A 15,262-nucleotide genomic window follows, 5' to 3' on the forward strand; every position below is an offset into this window, starting at 1 on the left:
TACCTGTGATATATATCGGCACAAAGGCTCATTTTTCTTAGTATTTGATAGAAATTACTTCAGAATTTTTATGTTTTTGTCGAACTGCATAAGTATTTTGGTCTAGAACTAAAATCCCCCTACGGGTTAATCGAACCGGAGCGTATGAAGCTCCCCGGCTGCATGATTTTCCAGCCGGAACCTGGCAGACGCTCCATGGACGTATCGGCTTGTGAGGAGGACTGAGATTCCGTTAATTGCTCTGAATCAGCTCATTTGAAGCTTAGAAGAACAAGATAAAGGATTCTCAGTCCGCTTCATCCAGATTAGGCAGGCTTTCAGCAAAATAACGGCATCTCAGTCCGGGTTCAGGAAGAGGAAGCATTCTACTCCCGGGAGAGCAGCCGGAAAGTTCATTCCACATTCATCCTTATTCAGAACCAGCCTGCTTTCCGGCGGATTCCAAGGAATATACGCAAAAAAGGACGCCCTTCCAGAAGAAGGGCATCCCTTTAAATCATTCTTATGACTTTATTTTCTTTTACGCATCATGTCAAAGTAAGCTACCGGCTGGTCGACCTTCATTCGCACCCGCTGTAGCGGATGACGGGCAACGTCCAGCGGATTCCCCGCCTCGTCCCACAGCTCGCCGACAGTCTGCTTGAAGAAGGTGTCATCCGGTCCGAAGAATTCCACTTCCTGGCCCGGCTTGAAGTTATTGCGCTGCTGGACAAGTGCCATGCCGCTCTCCGCATCATATTCCAGCACCAGGCCGGCGAAATCATAAGGTGCCGCTTTTTCCTCCGGCTCATAAATATGATCCTCATGATCCGGAGTATCGTAGAAGAAGCCTGTATTGAGCGGTCGGTTAGCGGCCTTCTGCAGCTCCTCCAGCCATTCCGGCTTCAGCACATAACCTTCCGGGTCCGCCATATAGGCATCAATCGCTTTGCGGTAGGCATTGACCACCGTTGCCACGTAATGGATCGACTTCATCCGGCCTTCGATCTTAAAGCTGTCAATCCCGGCTTCGATCAGCTCAGGAATACTCTCCAGCATGCACAAATCCTTCGAACCCATCGAGAACGGATTATCCTCCGGCTGATGCAGCGGCAGTTGGGTTACGCCAGGCTGCAATGCCTGAGGCGCCACTGCCTGGTCCTCTTCCGATACCCAGGTTCCTTCCGGACGGCCATCTTCGAACAGGTCGTATTTCCAGCGGCAGGACTGGCAGCAGCCCCCGCGGTTGGAATCGCGGTCTGTAAAGTGATTGGACAATACACAACGTCCGGAATACGAGGAGCACATTGCACCGTGGATGAAGCTCTCGATCTCGATGTCCACATGCTGCTTGATCTCGGCAATCTCCTCCAGGCTGGTCTCCCGGCCAAGCACGACCCGCGGCAGTCCTTCCTGCTTCCAGAAAGATACTGCCTGCCAGTTGAGCGTGGACTGCTGGGTGCTGAGGTGTACCTCAAGACCCGGTACCAGGCGAAGCGCGGTATCCACAATCACCGGATCCGCTACAATAATGGCAGCAATGCCGGCTTCATATAAGTTACGCAGGTATTCTTCAATTCCGGCGATGTCTTCATTGTGAGCATAGATATTCGTCGCTACGAATACTTTGGCGCCATATTTCTTGGCAAATTCAACGCCCTCGCGCATTTCCTCAAAAGTGAAATTATCCGCTCCCGAGCGCAGGCCGTATTTCTGTCCTCCAATATATACTGCATCCGCACCATAATGCACGGCGAATTTCAATTTTTCTAAGTTTCCTGCCGGAGCCAGGAGCTCCGGTTTGTCCAGACGGTAACGTTTGCCCTTGAATTGGGGCTTGGTCATAGTTCCCATTCCTGTTCTCCCTCCTAATTGTCTCAGCTGCTGCAAGATTGAACGGCCGGCATTTGGTGTGAGGGCGCAACTGCGGGGAATGTTTGGACTTCCGGTCGCTGTTGTCTGCAGATTTCTTCATTTATACCGCTTAGCGGTTGAAATCCGCAGACAAAGGCGAACGCTGGCGCTCCTCCAGTTCAAACTTCCCCTCCGCTGCTTACACCATAATGTAGCCTAGACAATCCATTGCAAAAGCTGAGACAATGCTTTTTATATATTTTAATATACCTGTTCTTTGTAGAAGAAGCCGAACGACAGTTCACGCTCAGGGTCCTGCAGCGCCCGGATGTCATCCATCCAGGCCTCATCGTAAGCATATTCAGCCGGATCAGCGGAATACAAGTCAATGGCATGGCGGTAAGCCTTAACCACAGCTACATTATAAGCCACCGGCTTCAGCAGCCCTTCAATCTTCAGGCTGTGCACACCAGCCTTCAGCAGGAAATGCAGATCCTCAAGAATACAAATATCGTCCGAGCTCATAATATGCGTTCCATTCTCATCCTCATATATCGGGAACTTCTCATTCGGCCGTTCCGCTTCGATCAGGAAAAGCCCGCGCTCCTTGCCAAGACTGCCGCCATCACCCGGCCGCCCCTGATGAGACATATAGCTGGCTACCAGCTTACGCTTGGAATGATAAATATTCGTCATGCCATGCACCTGGACCTGAGCCTCGACTTGCAGATGAGGTACCATTTCGGTCATTTCATCCATATTCAGCTCACGTGCCAAGACAACCCGCGAAGCTCCCTTACTGCCCCAATAGTTGGCTGTGGCGTAATTGGTGGAGGTCATTTCCGCATTCCAGTGCAGCTTCAGCCCTGGCGCTTCAGCCTTCACAGCTGCCAGGACAGCAGGGTCTCCAAATTCGACCCCGTCTACACCCAATTCGCCGATTGCTTTGATGTAAGCCGGCAGCTCTTCCAGCATTTTATTGGAGATCAGCCCGTTTATGCTTACGTACACCTTACCGCCTGCATCATGTGCAAGCTTTACAGCTGCTGCAGTATCTTCCAGCGAGAAATGCCCGGCGAGCCGCATGCCGAAACGGTCATCTCCGATCAGCAGCGCAGTTGCGCCTGCCGCAAGCAAAGCTGCCGCTTCTTCCAGCGAGGCTGCTGTCGCCAGCAGCTCCGGTTTGTTATTCATTGTGTTACCTCCTGTGCCTATCGCATCAATACTATTGTAGCTCTTTTCCTACTGATTTTGTTTGCTTTTTTCGATATTGGCTAAATGTTCCTTGTAGGTCTTGGCGAATAAATGCGCCTGGGAACCATCCTTCTTGGTGACATAGAAGAAATACTCCGATACCTCCGGAGTCATTGCGGCTTCAATAGAAGCAAGCCCCGGGCTGCTGATCGGTCCAGGCGGCAATCCTTCCTGCTTGTACGTATTATAAGGGCTGTCCACCTTCAGGTCCTTCTCGTAGAGCCGCTCCTTCTGCTTGTCCAGCAAATACTGGACCGTAGCATCAATCTCCAGCTTCTGCCCCTTGTCCAGTCTGTTATAAATAATACCGGCGACCAGCGGACGTTCCTCGTTCACTACCACCTCACGCTCTACGAGCGAAGCAAGCGTCATCAGCTCATGCAATGTAAGTCCACGGTTCGCCAGCTTCGCCTTCCACTCAGGGATCGTGTCAAGCTTCTTCACCAGCTGCTCCAGCATGGCTTCAATGACCTCCTGCGGAGTACTGTCCTTGGCCAGCTCATAGGTTTCCGGGAACAGATACCCTTCAAGACGGTGCCGCAGCTCCTTATTCTCCGGGATTCCTAAAGTCCCTACTGCCTCAAGGCCCGCACCTGAGTCAATCAACTGCAGGAAAACCTCTGCCTTCTGGTTCCACGCTTCAGCCAGCTTATCTGCAACCTGAGTCGCCGTATACCCTTCGGGTATCGTGAATACAACGGTATCTTCCTTCACGACATCCCCTGCATTCATCCGGCTGATCAAGGTATCATAAGTGTCGCCCGGACTCACGTTATAGGTTCCTGCCTTGAAGCTGGAGCCTTCCTGGACCCATTTTAAATACCCTTTAAAAAATAATCCGTTCTTGATAATTCCCTTCTCTTCGAGCAGGTCGGCAATTTGCGAGCTTCCCATACCCTTCTCTATCGTAACCGTCACGGACGGCCCTGCGGGCTCCACCGGCTGCATTCCATTCCAGATATACCATGCTCCTCCCCCTGCAGCAGCTGCCAGGACAAGGATTATAATAAGCACAGTGCGGATCACGGCTTTCAAATGTTACGCCTCACTTTCCGACTATAAAGTATAAAATTGTATTGTCTTAAATTCAACACTTTTTTATTTTTCTGCATTCCAAGCAAAAAGAGCGCGGAAAAAAATCCGCCCTCTTCCGTGCTAATGCTATGACTTTATTCGGTATCTTCAGCCGGGAAGGTAAGCTCATCGTACAGCTCGGAAACATCCTCCCACTCTTCATCGTCCATAATGCTCTCCAGCTCAGGAAGCCCGTCAGGGGAAACCACGATCCGCAGAATTTCCTGCTCCGCAGCTCTTCCTGAACCGGCCAAAACAGCATAAGCACGGTCACCGACAGCAAATTCAGCAATAATATCGTAAACGGAAGACTTGCCCTGCTCATCTTCCAGTTCTACTGTTTCTCCGTATACTTCTTTAAGCTTCGAAGTCCATACCGCTTGATCAGCGGAAAAATCAGTCATTCTCCGCTCCTCCATCCAGCTCGTCTACCAAAGTATTGAAGGTTTCTTCTACAATAGCCCATTCCTCGTCATTCTCAATCATGAACAGCTGCAAGTCGTCGCCGTCTTCTTCGTAACGGAACGCATAGACTTCATCAGTCTCTTCATCCTCAGAATCCAGTGGAACCACCATCATATACTTCGCGTCCGATCCGTCGACTTCAAACTTCATGATGACCTCAAATTCCTCTTCATTACCTTCCTCATCAGGAATATAGATAATTTCCGGTTCTTCTTCTTGGCCGATCTGCTCGTTTGTCATATCCGCACACCCCTCACCTTTTACTGTTAGCATCCAAAAAATTTTGCAATATCAGGGCTGCGGCCATTTTGTCCACAATCCCCTTGCGTTTCTTCCGACTGACGTCCCCTTCAATCAGCACCCGCTCAGCAGATACCGTCGTCAGACGCTCATCCCAAAGGTGTACGGGTAAATCAAGTTGCTCCCGCAGCTGGTCTGCGAATTCGATGCAAATTTCACCACGGGGTCCTACTGAGCCGTTCATATTCTTCGGCAGCCCAACGACAATCTCACCGATTTCGTACTCCTTGACCAGTTCACGGATACGGTCGAATTCGTTGCCGTTTCCGCGCCGCTCAATAGTCTCCAAAGCCTGCGCTGTCCACCCGAAAATATCGCTTGTGGCGACACCGATTCTGCGGTCGCCGTAATCCAGTCCCAGCTTCTTCATCATTTCGGCTGGTCCACCCGATGATTGGCCAGATAGAACCGGACCAGTTCCTCAATCAGCTCATCACGTTCTTTTCTCCGGACCAAACTTCTCGCATTGTTGTGGCGCGGAATGTAAGCCGGATCTCCGGAAAGTAGATACCCTACGATCTGGTTGATCGGATGATATTCCTTCTCCACCAGCGCGTCGTACACGGCGAGTAAAATTTCCTGGGGAGAAGCTTCCTTTTCGTCGCCCTTCACATTGAATTTGACCGTTTTGTCCATGGAGTCCATTTGTGACACCTTCCTTCTGCAAAATCACCCCTATTCGGGCGGCTTCGCAAAGTTGCTGCTGTACAGCTTACTTGCTGCCTTCATCATAACATATTCATGGCCCAACGAGGAAATCCTGCCACTGTAAAAGCGCTTTTTTTGGTATTTTATCTACAAAAATAGATGTTTTTTTGGGTTTTAAGCTATTGCAAGCCCCGGGTCAATAATGAATAACCCCAAAAATTATACATTTTGTGAATAAAGCAGCGGTACTGATATGTTGCCCTCAGTACCGCTGTATCTTTATCCGGGGAATTTCTCAGCTATTTCAGGCAATCCGTTAAGCCAATGCAGCTACAAGCTCTTCGGCCTTCTTCAGGGCTTCGCCCAGCTTGGAGGCATCCTTGCCGCCAGCCTGTGCCATGTCCGGACGTCCGCCGCCGCCGCCGCCGCAGACCGCAGCGATTTCTTTGACCAGCTTGCCGGCGTGGAAGCCTTTCTTCACCAGGTCCTGCGGCACAGCAACCACAAAGTTCACCTTGTCATCCATTACTGCGCCGAGCACCAGTACGGCATCCGGAAGCTTGGATTTCAGTTCATCGGCAGTCGAGCGCAGAGCATCAATATTGCCGGCTTGCACGGATACTGCCAACAGCTGTGTGCCGCCGCCAACTGTAATTACACTGCTGGTCAGCTCAGCTGCAAAGGTTGCGCTCAGCTTGGACTGCAGCGATTCGTTCTCGCGGCCCAGCTCACGAACCTGGGCATGCAGGGCTTCGATCCGCTTAGGCACATCGCCCAGCGAGGACTTCAGCAGTGCTGCCGATTGCTTCAGCAGATCCAGCTGGCTCTCCGTGAACTGGTAGGCGTAGCGGCCGGTCACCGCTTCAATCCGGCGCACACCGGAACCGATGCCGCTCTCGCTGAGCAGCTTGAAGATTCCGATCTGCGATGTATTGGCTACGTGGCATCCGCCGCACAGCTCCAGGCTGTAGTCGCCGACCTGCACGACACGGACGATATTGCCGTATTTCTCACCGAAGAGCGCCATCGCTCCCATAGCTTTGGCTTCATCAATCGGCTTATTCTCAATGACAACATCGAGGCCGCGCCAGATCTGGGCGTTCACGCGTTGTTCGATATCGCTGAGCTCCTCCGGAGTGATGGCTCCGAAATGCGAGAAGTCAAAGCGCAGGCGTGAACCTTCTACTAAAGAACCTGCCTGGTTGACATGGCCGCCAAGCACTTCCTTCAGCGCTTTGTGCAGCAGGTGGGTTGCCGTATGGTTCTTCACGATATCCTCACGCTCGGCACGGTTCACTTCCGCACGGACCGTATCTCCAACCTTCAGGTCTCCGGCTTCGACAGTAACCAGATGCACATGCTGGCCATGCGGAGCTTTGAAGAGTCCGGTAACCTTGGCAGTCACAGAGCCGCCGGTCAAAAGTCCGGTGTCGCTGACCTGGCCGCCGCTTTCCGCATAGAACGGAGTCTTTTCAAGGATAACCTGGCACTGGGCGCCTTCACTGACGACATCAGCAAGTGCGCCGTCAACTACAATCGCCAGCACTTTTGACTCGGTTACCGTGTCATTATATCCAACAAATTCACTTTTAACCGTCAGCTCGGCAAGTGCTCCGCCCTGAATCTTCATGCTGGCGCTGTCCTGGCGGGCTGCTCTGGCGCGGTCACGCTGCTCCTGCATCGCAGCATCGAAGCCTTCACGGTCTACCGTAAGCCCCTGCTCGGAAGCGAAGTCCTCTGTCAGGTCAAACGGGAATCCGTAAGTGTCATAGAGCTTGAACGCATCAGCGCCGGCAATGGTACTCAGTCCGTCCCCTTTGGCTTTGGCGCTGATCTCGCCCAGGATAGCCAGACCGTCGGACAGTGTCTCGTGGAAGCGTTCCTCTTCCAACCGGATGATTTTGGCAATATATTCACGGTTCTCCACTACGGAAGGATAATACACTCCCATGATGTCGCCCACTGTCTCTGTCAGCTCATGCAGGAACGGGCGGTCCAGTCCCAGAGTCTTGCCGTAGCGCACGGCACGGCGGAGCAGACGGCGGATAATGTAGCCGCGTCCTTCATTAGAAGGAAGCACTCCGTCACCTACTGCAAAAGTAACGGTACGCACATGGTCGGCAATGACTTTGAGCGCGATATCCTGTTCAACATTATCCTTGTAGGTTACTCCGGCAAGTCCGGCAGTCTTCTGGATAATCGGCTGGAACAGGTCAGTGTCGAAGTTGGAGTCCACATCCTGCAGAATGGAAGCGAAGCGTTCCAGACCTGCGCCGGTATCAATATTCTTGTTAGGAAGCGGTGTGTAGCTGCCGTCCTTGTTATGGTTGAACTGCGAGAACACGAGGTTCCACACTTCCAGCCAGCGTTCATTCTCGCCGCCCGGATACATCTCAGGATCACTCATATCACTGCCGTAAGCCTCGCCGCGGTCATAGAAGATCTCCGAGCAAGGGCCGCAAGGTCCTTCACCGATGTCCCAGAAGTTCTCGTCGCCCAGCTTGATGATACGTTCTGCAGGCAGACCGACTTTTTCATTCCACAGCTTGAACGCTTCTTCGTCCTCGGCATATACCGTAACGGAAATCCGGTCGCCGTCGAAGCCGATCCATTCCTTACCGGTCAGGAATTCCCAAGCCCAGGTAATCGCTTCTTCCTTGAAGTAATCGCCGATGGAGAAGTTCCCCAGCATCTCAAAGAACGTGTGGTGACGGCGCGTCTTGCCCACGTTCTCAATGTCATTGGTACGGATACATTTCTGCGAGTTGGTCAGGCGGGGATTCTCAGGAATCTCCCGGCCGTCGAAGTAGGCCTTCAGCGGTGCCATGCCTGCGTTAATCCACAGCAGCGATGGATCGTTGTGGGGCACGAGCGAGGCGCTCGGCTCAATGCGGTGACCTTTACTCTCAAAAAACTGCAGCCATTTGGAACGGATTTCACTTGCTTTCATCATGTACAGCTCCCGTCTCATCATTTAATACGGCACTTTGGCCGGAAATCTCATTGTTGCCCCAAAAGTTACCCGAAAAATCAAAAACAAAAAACGCCCCTGAATTAGATTCAGGGACGATGATTATCGCGGTACCACCCTGGTTATCGCCTTGTTCCGTGAGAAAACGGACTATTGCAGACGATCGCCTTGTGCGGCTGTTAACGGGTGCCCCCCGGCGGGATTGTCCCCGCACTCCGAAACTAGCTTTCTGCCGGCCTGTCTTCAAGGTTCTCACAGCCAATTGCGGGGAATCCGCAAAGGAACCTGTTCTCTGATGGAGCCATTCTCCGGCGTACTTGTTTTCATCAACGTTTTTTCCGATTTGCATTTTAACATTTTCAGTATAGCCAGCGGCTTTGGTTCTGTCAATCTTCATCAAGAGATTTACAGCTCTTCCATGTCCGAATATAATCAAATTATTATTTAGCAATTCATTCCATTTGTCACTGGGGGAGCTTTCTTGGAAATCAGTAAAAAAGAACTGTCAACGGTCAATGAGATTATTTATAAGAATATGGACCTATGGCTCAAGAAGCTGAACAAACGCATTCACCTCAAGCTATATGCGCTGGTGTATGACAACAATGACAAGCTCACCAAAATCGTTCGTGTCAAAAAAACAGTACCCGCTTCCAATGGTGAGCCTGGCGTTGCCCAGGATATATTCCCGGAGGTGGACTTGCAGACGGTATTTGATGAGCTGCGTATTCTTCCAGCCGATGAAGGCAAACTGCCCGCTACAATTGAGGTCTTAAAGTGCTTTCTGGATAAACAATGCTACAAGTCCCTGGCGGATTACAAACAGAAGAGTGCCGAGGACAAAACAGAGGAAAGCGAGGTCAAGGCGCAGCCAGAGAGTGAAGATACAAGGCTACTCTATGCTAATCATTTTCAATACCTTGGGGCCAAGAATACACAAGTTACGCTTTCTTACCTATTGGAAATAAGGAATGTGGATGCGGTGTCGCGGGAGCTATTCTTCTCCAGGCCTCAGTTCTCGTTCCTCCGGATGTCGCTGGACTATTTCTTTGGTAACTATTTCTCGGTGAATCCCAAAGGAGAAATTACACTGCAAGACAACAAGATCCAGAGCCGCTTCGATGAGGACCCCCTGCTGTTCAACCGAAGAATGTCACGTTTATTTTTTGGCAAAATGCAGGAGTACATCCTTAGCAATAAATCTGCTGACGTTCCTGAATTCAACAATGACTTAAAGTTTGATTATTCTATACATAGCCTAATGGAACAGATGGACGAAATCTCCAGCCTCCCCTATGAGAATGCAAGCCCGTTCGGCTCCATCCTGTTTCTGAACAGCCAGGCCATCGACTTGCCGGGATTGATCCGCTTCAGTATCCAGTTCAAGGAGACGGGCCGAATTCTGCTGGACGATGCCAAACGTATCCGTAAGCTGCTGGAGCTGACCAATGAAGATAAGGATCTGTATCTCATTGCGGACCATAGGCATATTTACGGACTGGGCGAAGTGAACTGGAACCTGCAGCATAGCACCCTTGCCGTTCGTCTTGATTTCAACGGCTTATCCAAATTAAAGCTGGTTCTGGTTCACACCGAAGCTGAATTGTCCAAAGGCGGGGAACTCATTGTAGAGAATGACAAGCGTTACTACCGTTCAGATCTTGCCATGGTGGAGCAACCGCTGATTTCATTAAGCTCCAAGAATCCCAGACTGGGCGAAGAAGGCTACAGCTCTGAACGGTTCATGAAGCTGCTGGAGAATACGTTCTGGAAGGGGCAGTCCACTGCTGCCCACCAATCCAGCATTAAAGCTCTGGACCTGATTGTCCGAAAGGCCAGGGAACAGAAGCACGGAACTATGGTCGTTATTACAAATCCCGATACGGCCGAGCAGGAGCTTACCACCTTAAGCAAACAATCCACGCCCATTGAGGAAAAAGCAATTCATCCGGATCATGTTAAATTTCTGACAGCGATTGACGGCGCGATCTATTTCGACACCCAAGCCCGGTGCCACGCGCTTGGAGTGATTCTGGACGGCAATGCCAAACCGGACATCGGCGATCCCAGCCGCGGCGCCCGCTTCAACTCGGCCCATCGCTATCTGCATAAGCTTAAGGATAACGGTGACCAGAAATGTGTCATTGCGATCATTTCCGAAGACGGCATGGTTAATCTGATTCCCGAGAATGAGAACGAAGACCTGCTGCTGGCCACTGCCGAAGAGATGATTGACCTCATTAATGTGGATGAGCCGGATCTGAACAAGCTGGAGGCCAAGGGGAAACTGCTGCTGGAATCCAGCATCGTCGATAGTGAGTGGTTGTTTAAGGTGGGGAGAGCTTGCTGGAATGCGGAAATGTATGATAAAGCTTTTGAATTTGCAAATCACGCCGAGGACCAGGCGAAATCGGAATTTATATCCGCATCCAATTATAATCTGATCGGGATTTGCTATTATGCTAAAGCCCATAATCAAGACGATGATCAAGCGAATATGAAGTATTACGAAAAAGTTATTGAGATGTGTGAGAAGGCTGTTGAAAATTCACTTCATGGTAAGAATCGGTACCACATCTATAAGCAAAATATAGGTTTTTCTTGCTATAAATTATTCCAAATATTAAAAAATAACTCGGATGATTATTATGCAATACTGGAAAAAGCCATCTATTCATTAAGTGAGGCGATCGAGGAACGGAAACGCAGATCTCTTGAAAACAGTAAGCAACTATATTTTAGAAGAGCCTATTGTCTTCAGGAACAAGCTGAATCGGAAGAGAGTGAAGTTACTAAAGAAGCCCTATATAGAAAGTCGATTGATGATTACAATCTTTCATTGGAGCTTGAACCCAAAGATCCGGATTCACTCTGGAATAAATTCCTCATCCATGAGTATTTAGTTGAGCTGAATGATGCCGTAGAATGTCTCGCTAGAGTCTTAGTACTTAAAAATGAAGAAATATATATGGAACAATTAGTTGAAATCATAAACAAACAGCCCGATCTGATTCTTGTGGCAAGAGCTGCTTATACCGCGCAAACCGGCAGCGCTTCACTCCCATCGGAATTGGACAAGCTCTACGAAGCCTATCTGGGTAAATTGGAGGCCTTCGATCTAGAAGGTGTGGCAGCTGCCAAGGAGGTGACCTCTCATCCGAAGCCGGATTCGGACGGGGATGAAGAGTTGGATTCAAACTAACGTGCTGCGAGTGCGAAAGGGGCGTTACACCAGAACGGGACTCTTGTCCATTCTGGTGTAACGCCCCTTTGTAGCGCCTATTGTTACAACCTTCTGAATTCTACGCCAGCAGCCGCAGCAGCACGATCCCGCTCAGGGCGAGTACAAGGTCCCGAACCACCCGGCCTTCGAAGTTAGCCTTCAGCGGTGCCATGCCTGCGTTAATCCACAGCAGCGACGGATCGTTGTGCGGCACGAGCGAGGCGCTCGGCTCAATGCGGTGCCCTTTACTCTCGAAAAACTGCAGCCATTTGGAACAGATTTCACTTGCTTTCTTCTTGTACAGCTCCCGTCTCATCATTAGTGCGGCCCTCCGGCCGTAATTCTTGACGTTACCCAAAAATCAAAAACAAAAAACGCCCCTGAATGAAATTCAGGGACGATGATTATCGCGGTACAACCCTGGTTTTCGCCTTGTTCCGCAGAATCACGGACTGTAGCAGACGATCGCCTTGCGCGGCTGTTAACGGGTGCCCCCGGCGGGATTGTTCCCCGCACTCCGAAATTAGCTTTCTGCGTTGATTTTTAACATTTCCAGTATATCCAGCGGCTTTGGCACTATCAATCTCGGGCAGGAAAATTGCAGGAAGGGGAGCTGAAACTTATGTAAAATGATATTTACAGCGCTTACATACGAGCGTATAATTTAATAATATAGCTAGAACATTGCTGAACTGGATACCTAGGGTTTATTGGTGATATGAGAATGCTCAAAGAATTGGAGCAATTGTATTTTATGCATCAGATTCTACTAATTTCAAATGTCGAGACGTAGCTCAGCTTGGTAGAGCGCTTGCTTCGGGAGTAAGAGGCCGCAGGTTCGAATCCTGTCGTCTCGACCATACAGTTAGTGCCGGAACCCTTGATTTATAAGGGTTTTTGTTTGGACTCTTTATGATCATCCTTTGTATGTTTATGCATGAGTCTTAACCAATTAAGGCAATTACATCTTTTTCTCCACATAAAGGAGTACCTTCAATTCAGGCTGCCAGTTAATTCAGCCAGCCACAAACGAGCAAGTTGAGGCTTTATTGGAGAGAAGGATTATGATAAACAATGCTGTTCATCCTCCATCTGGAAAGCTGAACGGCGTTGTTTATTTTTGATTATTCCGGCAATTGCGAAGCATAACCATAGCATAATCACGAGGAGCTTGTAAAGGAGCTAAGACGCCACGAAATCAAAGACCAGAACTGGGAACGGAATAATTAGATATGCATATGATGTCACTCTTTATCCAGCGGATTGCGGATATCATCCTTGTAGAAATCGAAAATGAGCTGCTGCTGCGTTCCTCTCACTGCATAGAACACGTCGGAGATATGTTTTCCTTTGCGTCTTAGCTCGTTCTCCAGCCATTGTGCCGTAAGTCCGTAATTCTTCAGATTATCCTCCATTACGATGCCATCCATAATTAATTCCACCGGGAAGGCTTGCGGATGGGACGGCAGCTTCATATCCTTCTTCTGTACTCCCTGAAAGGCCTCCTTTTTCAGTACGGACAACCTTCCGTTATCTTCAAGAATGGCATACTCCACCTCTTCTATATCGAAAATATCTTTCTCCCGCAGCGACTGATCCAGTGAATCCATCGTATATTTAAGCTTGCGCATGTTGCCCTCCAGGATCTTCCCTCCTTCAATCAGTACCGTGGGTGAACCGGAGATCCAAGCTCTCCACTTATGGCTTTTCAGCGCGATCAGCGACAGCAGAAAAGAAAGGGCGGCAACAGCGACAAGGGCCAGAATCAAATAGACCGATTTCAGGCTCTCATTGAACGCCAGGTTGGCGGCTATCGACCCCAGCATGATGCTGGTGACGAAGTTATGAGAAGTCATGTTCGATATCATCTGCTTGCCCAGCAGCTTAGGGATAAACAAAAGCAGAATGACGGAAATTATCGTGCGGACCAGAATATCCATATAAGCATGCATAGCGCAATCCCTCCTCCCTCCATTATTTCCAATACGAACCGAAACAAACGATTTGTACGGGAGGAGACAATGAATTGACCGTAATTATATTGTGACTTAGCCCGGATTTATCTTTTTATTCTCGGCAGAAATGCCGCCGGAATCAGCGCCAGTGTAGCGAAGGCAATCGACCAGATAAACGTATGATCGAACGCAACAGCCATAGCTGCCGGGTCATGGGACAGGACTGAATTAAGCTCGTTCTGCAAAATAATAGCGATAACCGATACGCCAAAGGCGCCGCCGATCTGCTGCATAATACGAGTGGTGCTGCTGGCATGCGGAATTTGCTTCGAAGACAGGCCGATATAGGCCGAAGCCATGACCGGCAGAAAAACAGCCCCTAATCCTGCCCCACGCACGATCAATGCTGCGCTCAAATAGTAATAGCTCGTATCTCCGCTAAGCTGCGTAAGCGGCCATGTTCCAAGTATGGTAAGGAGGGTTCCGGCAAGAACGACGGGTCTCGAACCGATCTGATCGGTTAGTTTGCCGGCAAGTGATCTTGTCAGCAGCATCCCGATTCCTTGCGGAACGAGCAGCAGACCGGATATTAGCACGGATTCGCCGCGGACTTGCTGGAAGTACAGCGGCAGCAGCAGCATCGCCCCGTAAGTAGTCAGACCGGACAGGAATAGCAGTGTCGAGGATACCGTAAAGGGACGCACCCGAAACAGCTTAACATCAAGCAAGGCTTCGTCACCTTTGCGGTATGCATAAATGACAAACACTGCTAAAAGCACTAACCCGGCTATAACGGGAACGAGAACAGCGGCATGACCGTAACCGTGGCTCGAGCTTACCTCTCCTAGACCATAAATAATGAGAATGATAGCTGGGGACAACAGCATCAGTCCCGGCAGATCCAGCCGCAGTGTCCGGGTTCCGCGCTCTTCATTGGGCAATCCCTTCCACGCCATGAGGATGGCAACGATGCAGAGCGGAATATTCACAAAGAAAATCCATCTCCAGCTCAGATGATTGATGATAAGGCCTCCCAGCACTGGCCCGAGTATCGGCCCAAGCAGCGCCGGTAGAGCCACCGTGGCCATTCTTTTGCCCATATTCTGTCCTCCGGAGGCGCGTACGGCCAAGGTCTGCATAATGGGCATCAGCAATCCCCCGCCGATCCCTTGAATGGTACGGAAAAAAATCAGGCTCTCCACATTCCACGCCATGCTGCACAGCACAGAACCAAGCAAGAACATGCCTAGCGAAAATAGCCACATCGGCTTGCCCCCGAACCGCTCCACCGCCCAGCCGCTAATAGGAATGACCATTGCAAGCGCAAGCAGATAACCGGTCATCACCCATTGAATGGTTGACACCGAGGTGTTAAATTCCCGCACCAGTGTATCAATAGCCACATTCGTGATCGTCGTGTCGAATAACGGGGCCAGAATGCCCAGCATGAGAATCCACAATAATTTCTTCGCGGCTGCCTGCTGTTCAGCCGATTCTAGCACTGCGGTATCTTGTTTTTGCAAAATAGATTACCTCCCT

General features: G+C 50.2%; 12 protein-coding genes, 1 tRNA gene and 1 pseudogene. 2 read left to right on the forward strand and 12 right to left on the reverse strand.

The window, feature by feature from the left end; genetic code table 11:
- Nucleotides 1-510: 510 nt before the first annotated feature.
- From NYE33_RS31035 to NYE33_RS31075, 9 genes are all read right to left on the reverse strand, one after another.
- Nucleotides 511-1,833 (reverse strand): peptidase U32 family protein, encoded by a 1,323-nt coding sequence (locus NYE33_RS31035; RefSeq protein WP_042134976.1) that lies wholly within the window; start codon nucleotides 1,831-1,833, stop codon nucleotides 511-513.
- 261 nt (nucleotides 1,834-2,094) lie between these two features.
- Nucleotides 2,095-3,027, reverse strand: a complete 933-nt coding sequence (locus NYE33_RS31040; protein ID WP_340947367.1) for a peptidase U32 family protein — start codon at nucleotides 3,025-3,027, stop codon at nucleotides 2,095-2,097.
- A 48-nt stretch (nucleotides 3,028-3,075) separates the two neighbouring features.
- On the reverse strand, nucleotides 3,076-4,122 hold the full coding sequence (gene mltG / locus NYE33_RS31045) for an endolytic transglycosylase MltG (protein ID WP_341069153.1): 1,047 nt from the start codon (nucleotides 4,120-4,122) through the stop codon (nucleotides 3,076-3,078).
- 134 nt (nucleotides 4,123-4,256) lie between these two features.
- Nucleotides 4,257-4,565: a DUF1292 domain-containing protein gene (locus NYE33_RS31050; protein ID WP_039295631.1), complete on the reverse strand. Its 309-nt coding sequence runs from the start codon at nucleotides 4,563-4,565 to the stop codon at nucleotides 4,257-4,259.
- Nucleotides 4,558-4,866, reverse strand: coding sequence for a DUF1292 domain-containing protein (locus tag NYE33_RS31055; RefSeq protein WP_036696606.1), 309 nt, complete (start codon nucleotides 4,864-4,866; stop codon nucleotides 4,558-4,560). Before NYE33_RS31055 ends, NYE33_RS31050 begins: the two co-directional genes overlap by 8 nt.
- Before the next feature lie 13 nt (nucleotides 4,867-4,879).
- Nucleotides 4,880-5,296, reverse strand: a complete 417-nt coding sequence (ruvX, locus tag NYE33_RS31060) for a Holliday junction resolvase RuvX (protein ID WP_042140895.1) — start codon at nucleotides 5,294-5,296, stop codon at nucleotides 4,880-4,882.
- Nucleotides 5,296-5,571 (reverse strand): IreB family regulatory phosphoprotein, encoded by a 276-nt coding sequence (locus NYE33_RS31065; RefSeq protein WP_036696603.1) that lies wholly within the window; start codon nucleotides 5,569-5,571, stop codon nucleotides 5,296-5,298. Before NYE33_RS31065 ends, ruvX begins: the two co-directional genes overlap by 1 nt.
- Nucleotides 5,572-5,890: 319 nt before the next feature.
- Complete coding sequence (gene alaS / locus NYE33_RS31070; RefSeq protein WP_076242596.1) at nucleotides 5,891-8,524, reverse strand: alanine--tRNA ligase; 2,634 nt, start codon at nucleotides 8,522-8,524, stop codon at nucleotides 5,891-5,893.
- Nucleotides 8,511-8,945: a hypothetical protein gene (locus NYE33_RS31075; RefSeq protein WP_341069155.1), complete on the reverse strand. Its 435-nt coding sequence runs from the start codon at nucleotides 8,943-8,945 to the stop codon at nucleotides 8,511-8,513. The genes alaS and NYE33_RS31075 overlap by 14 nt, the downstream gene beginning before the upstream one ends.
- A gap of 81 nt (nucleotides 8,946-9,026) precedes the next feature.
- Between NYE33_RS31075 and NYE33_RS31080 the strand changes: the two genes are divergently transcribed.
- The gene (locus NYE33_RS31080; protein WP_340947368.1) at nucleotides 9,027-11,747 is read left to right on the forward strand and encodes a tetratricopeptide repeat protein; all 2,721 of its coding nucleotides are present in this window, start codon (nucleotides 9,027-9,029) and stop codon (nucleotides 11,745-11,747) included.
- Between the two features lie 154 nt (nucleotides 11,748-11,901).
- Here NYE33_RS31080 and NYE33_RS31085 read toward each other — a convergent pair.
- Nucleotides 11,902-12,084: pseudogene (locus tag NYE33_RS31085) on the reverse strand (alanine--tRNA ligase-related protein); the annotation flags it as partial.
- 467 nt (nucleotides 12,085-12,551) lie between these two features.
- Between NYE33_RS31085 and NYE33_RS31090 the strand changes: the two are divergent.
- Nucleotides 12,552-12,628: transfer RNA gene (locus tag NYE33_RS31090), tRNA-Pro, on the forward strand.
- A 384-nt stretch (nucleotides 12,629-13,012) separates the two neighbouring features.
- On the opposite strand, the gene NYE33_RS31095 is transcribed toward NYE33_RS31090, so the two are convergent.
- Nucleotides 13,013-13,720: a DUF421 domain-containing protein gene (locus NYE33_RS31095; RefSeq protein WP_042134964.1), complete on the reverse strand. Its 708-nt coding sequence runs from the start codon at nucleotides 13,718-13,720 to the stop codon at nucleotides 13,013-13,015.
- A gap of 107 nt (nucleotides 13,721-13,827) precedes the next feature.
- Nucleotides 13,828-15,246, reverse strand: a complete 1,419-nt coding sequence (locus tag NYE33_RS31100) for an MDR family MFS transporter (RefSeq protein WP_076242594.1) — start codon at nucleotides 15,244-15,246, stop codon at nucleotides 13,828-13,830.
- Between the last annotated feature and the right edge of the window lie 16 nt (nucleotides 15,247-15,262).

The sequence above is a fragment of the Paenibacillus sp. FSL R10-2199 genome, from assembly GCF_038000235.1.
Lineage (GTDB): Bacteria > Bacillota > Bacilli > Paenibacillales > Paenibacillaceae > Paenibacillus_AQ > Paenibacillus_AQ phytohabitans.

What these genes read in the sequence shown, in the direction of transcription:
- NYE33_RS31065 (WP_036696603.1), bottom strand. Translation starts at nt 5,571, where the DNA reads ATGGACTCCATGGACAAAACGGTCAAATTCAATGTGAAGGGCGACGAA.
- NYE33_RS31095 (WP_042134964.1), bottom strand. Translation starts at nt 13,720, where the DNA reads ATGCATGCTTATATGGATATTCTGGTCCGCACGATAATTTCCGTCATT.
- NYE33_RS31040 (WP_340947367.1), bottom strand. Translation starts at nt 3,027, where the DNA reads ATGAATAACAAACCGGAGCTGCTGGCGACAGCAGCCTCGCTGGAAGAA.
- alaS (WP_076242596.1), bottom strand. Translation starts at nt 8,524, where the DNA reads ATGAAAGCAAGTGAAATCCGTTCCAAATGGCTGCAGTTTTTTGAGAGT.
- NYE33_RS31035 (WP_042134976.1), bottom strand. Translation starts at nt 1,833, where the DNA reads ATGGGAACTATGACCAAGCCCCAATTCAAGGGCAAACGTTACCGTCTG.
- NYE33_RS31050 (WP_039295631.1), bottom strand. Translation starts at nt 4,565, where the DNA reads ATGACTGATTTTTCCGCTGATCAAGCGGTATGGACTTCGAAGCTTAAA.
- NYE33_RS31055 (WP_036696606.1), bottom strand. Translation starts at nt 4,866, where the DNA reads ATGACAAACGAGCAGATCGGCCAAGAAGAAGAACCGGAAATTATCTAT.
- ruvX (WP_042140895.1), bottom strand. Translation starts at nt 5,296, where the DNA reads ATGAAGAAGCTGGGACTGGATTACGGCGACCGCAGAATCGGTGTCGCC.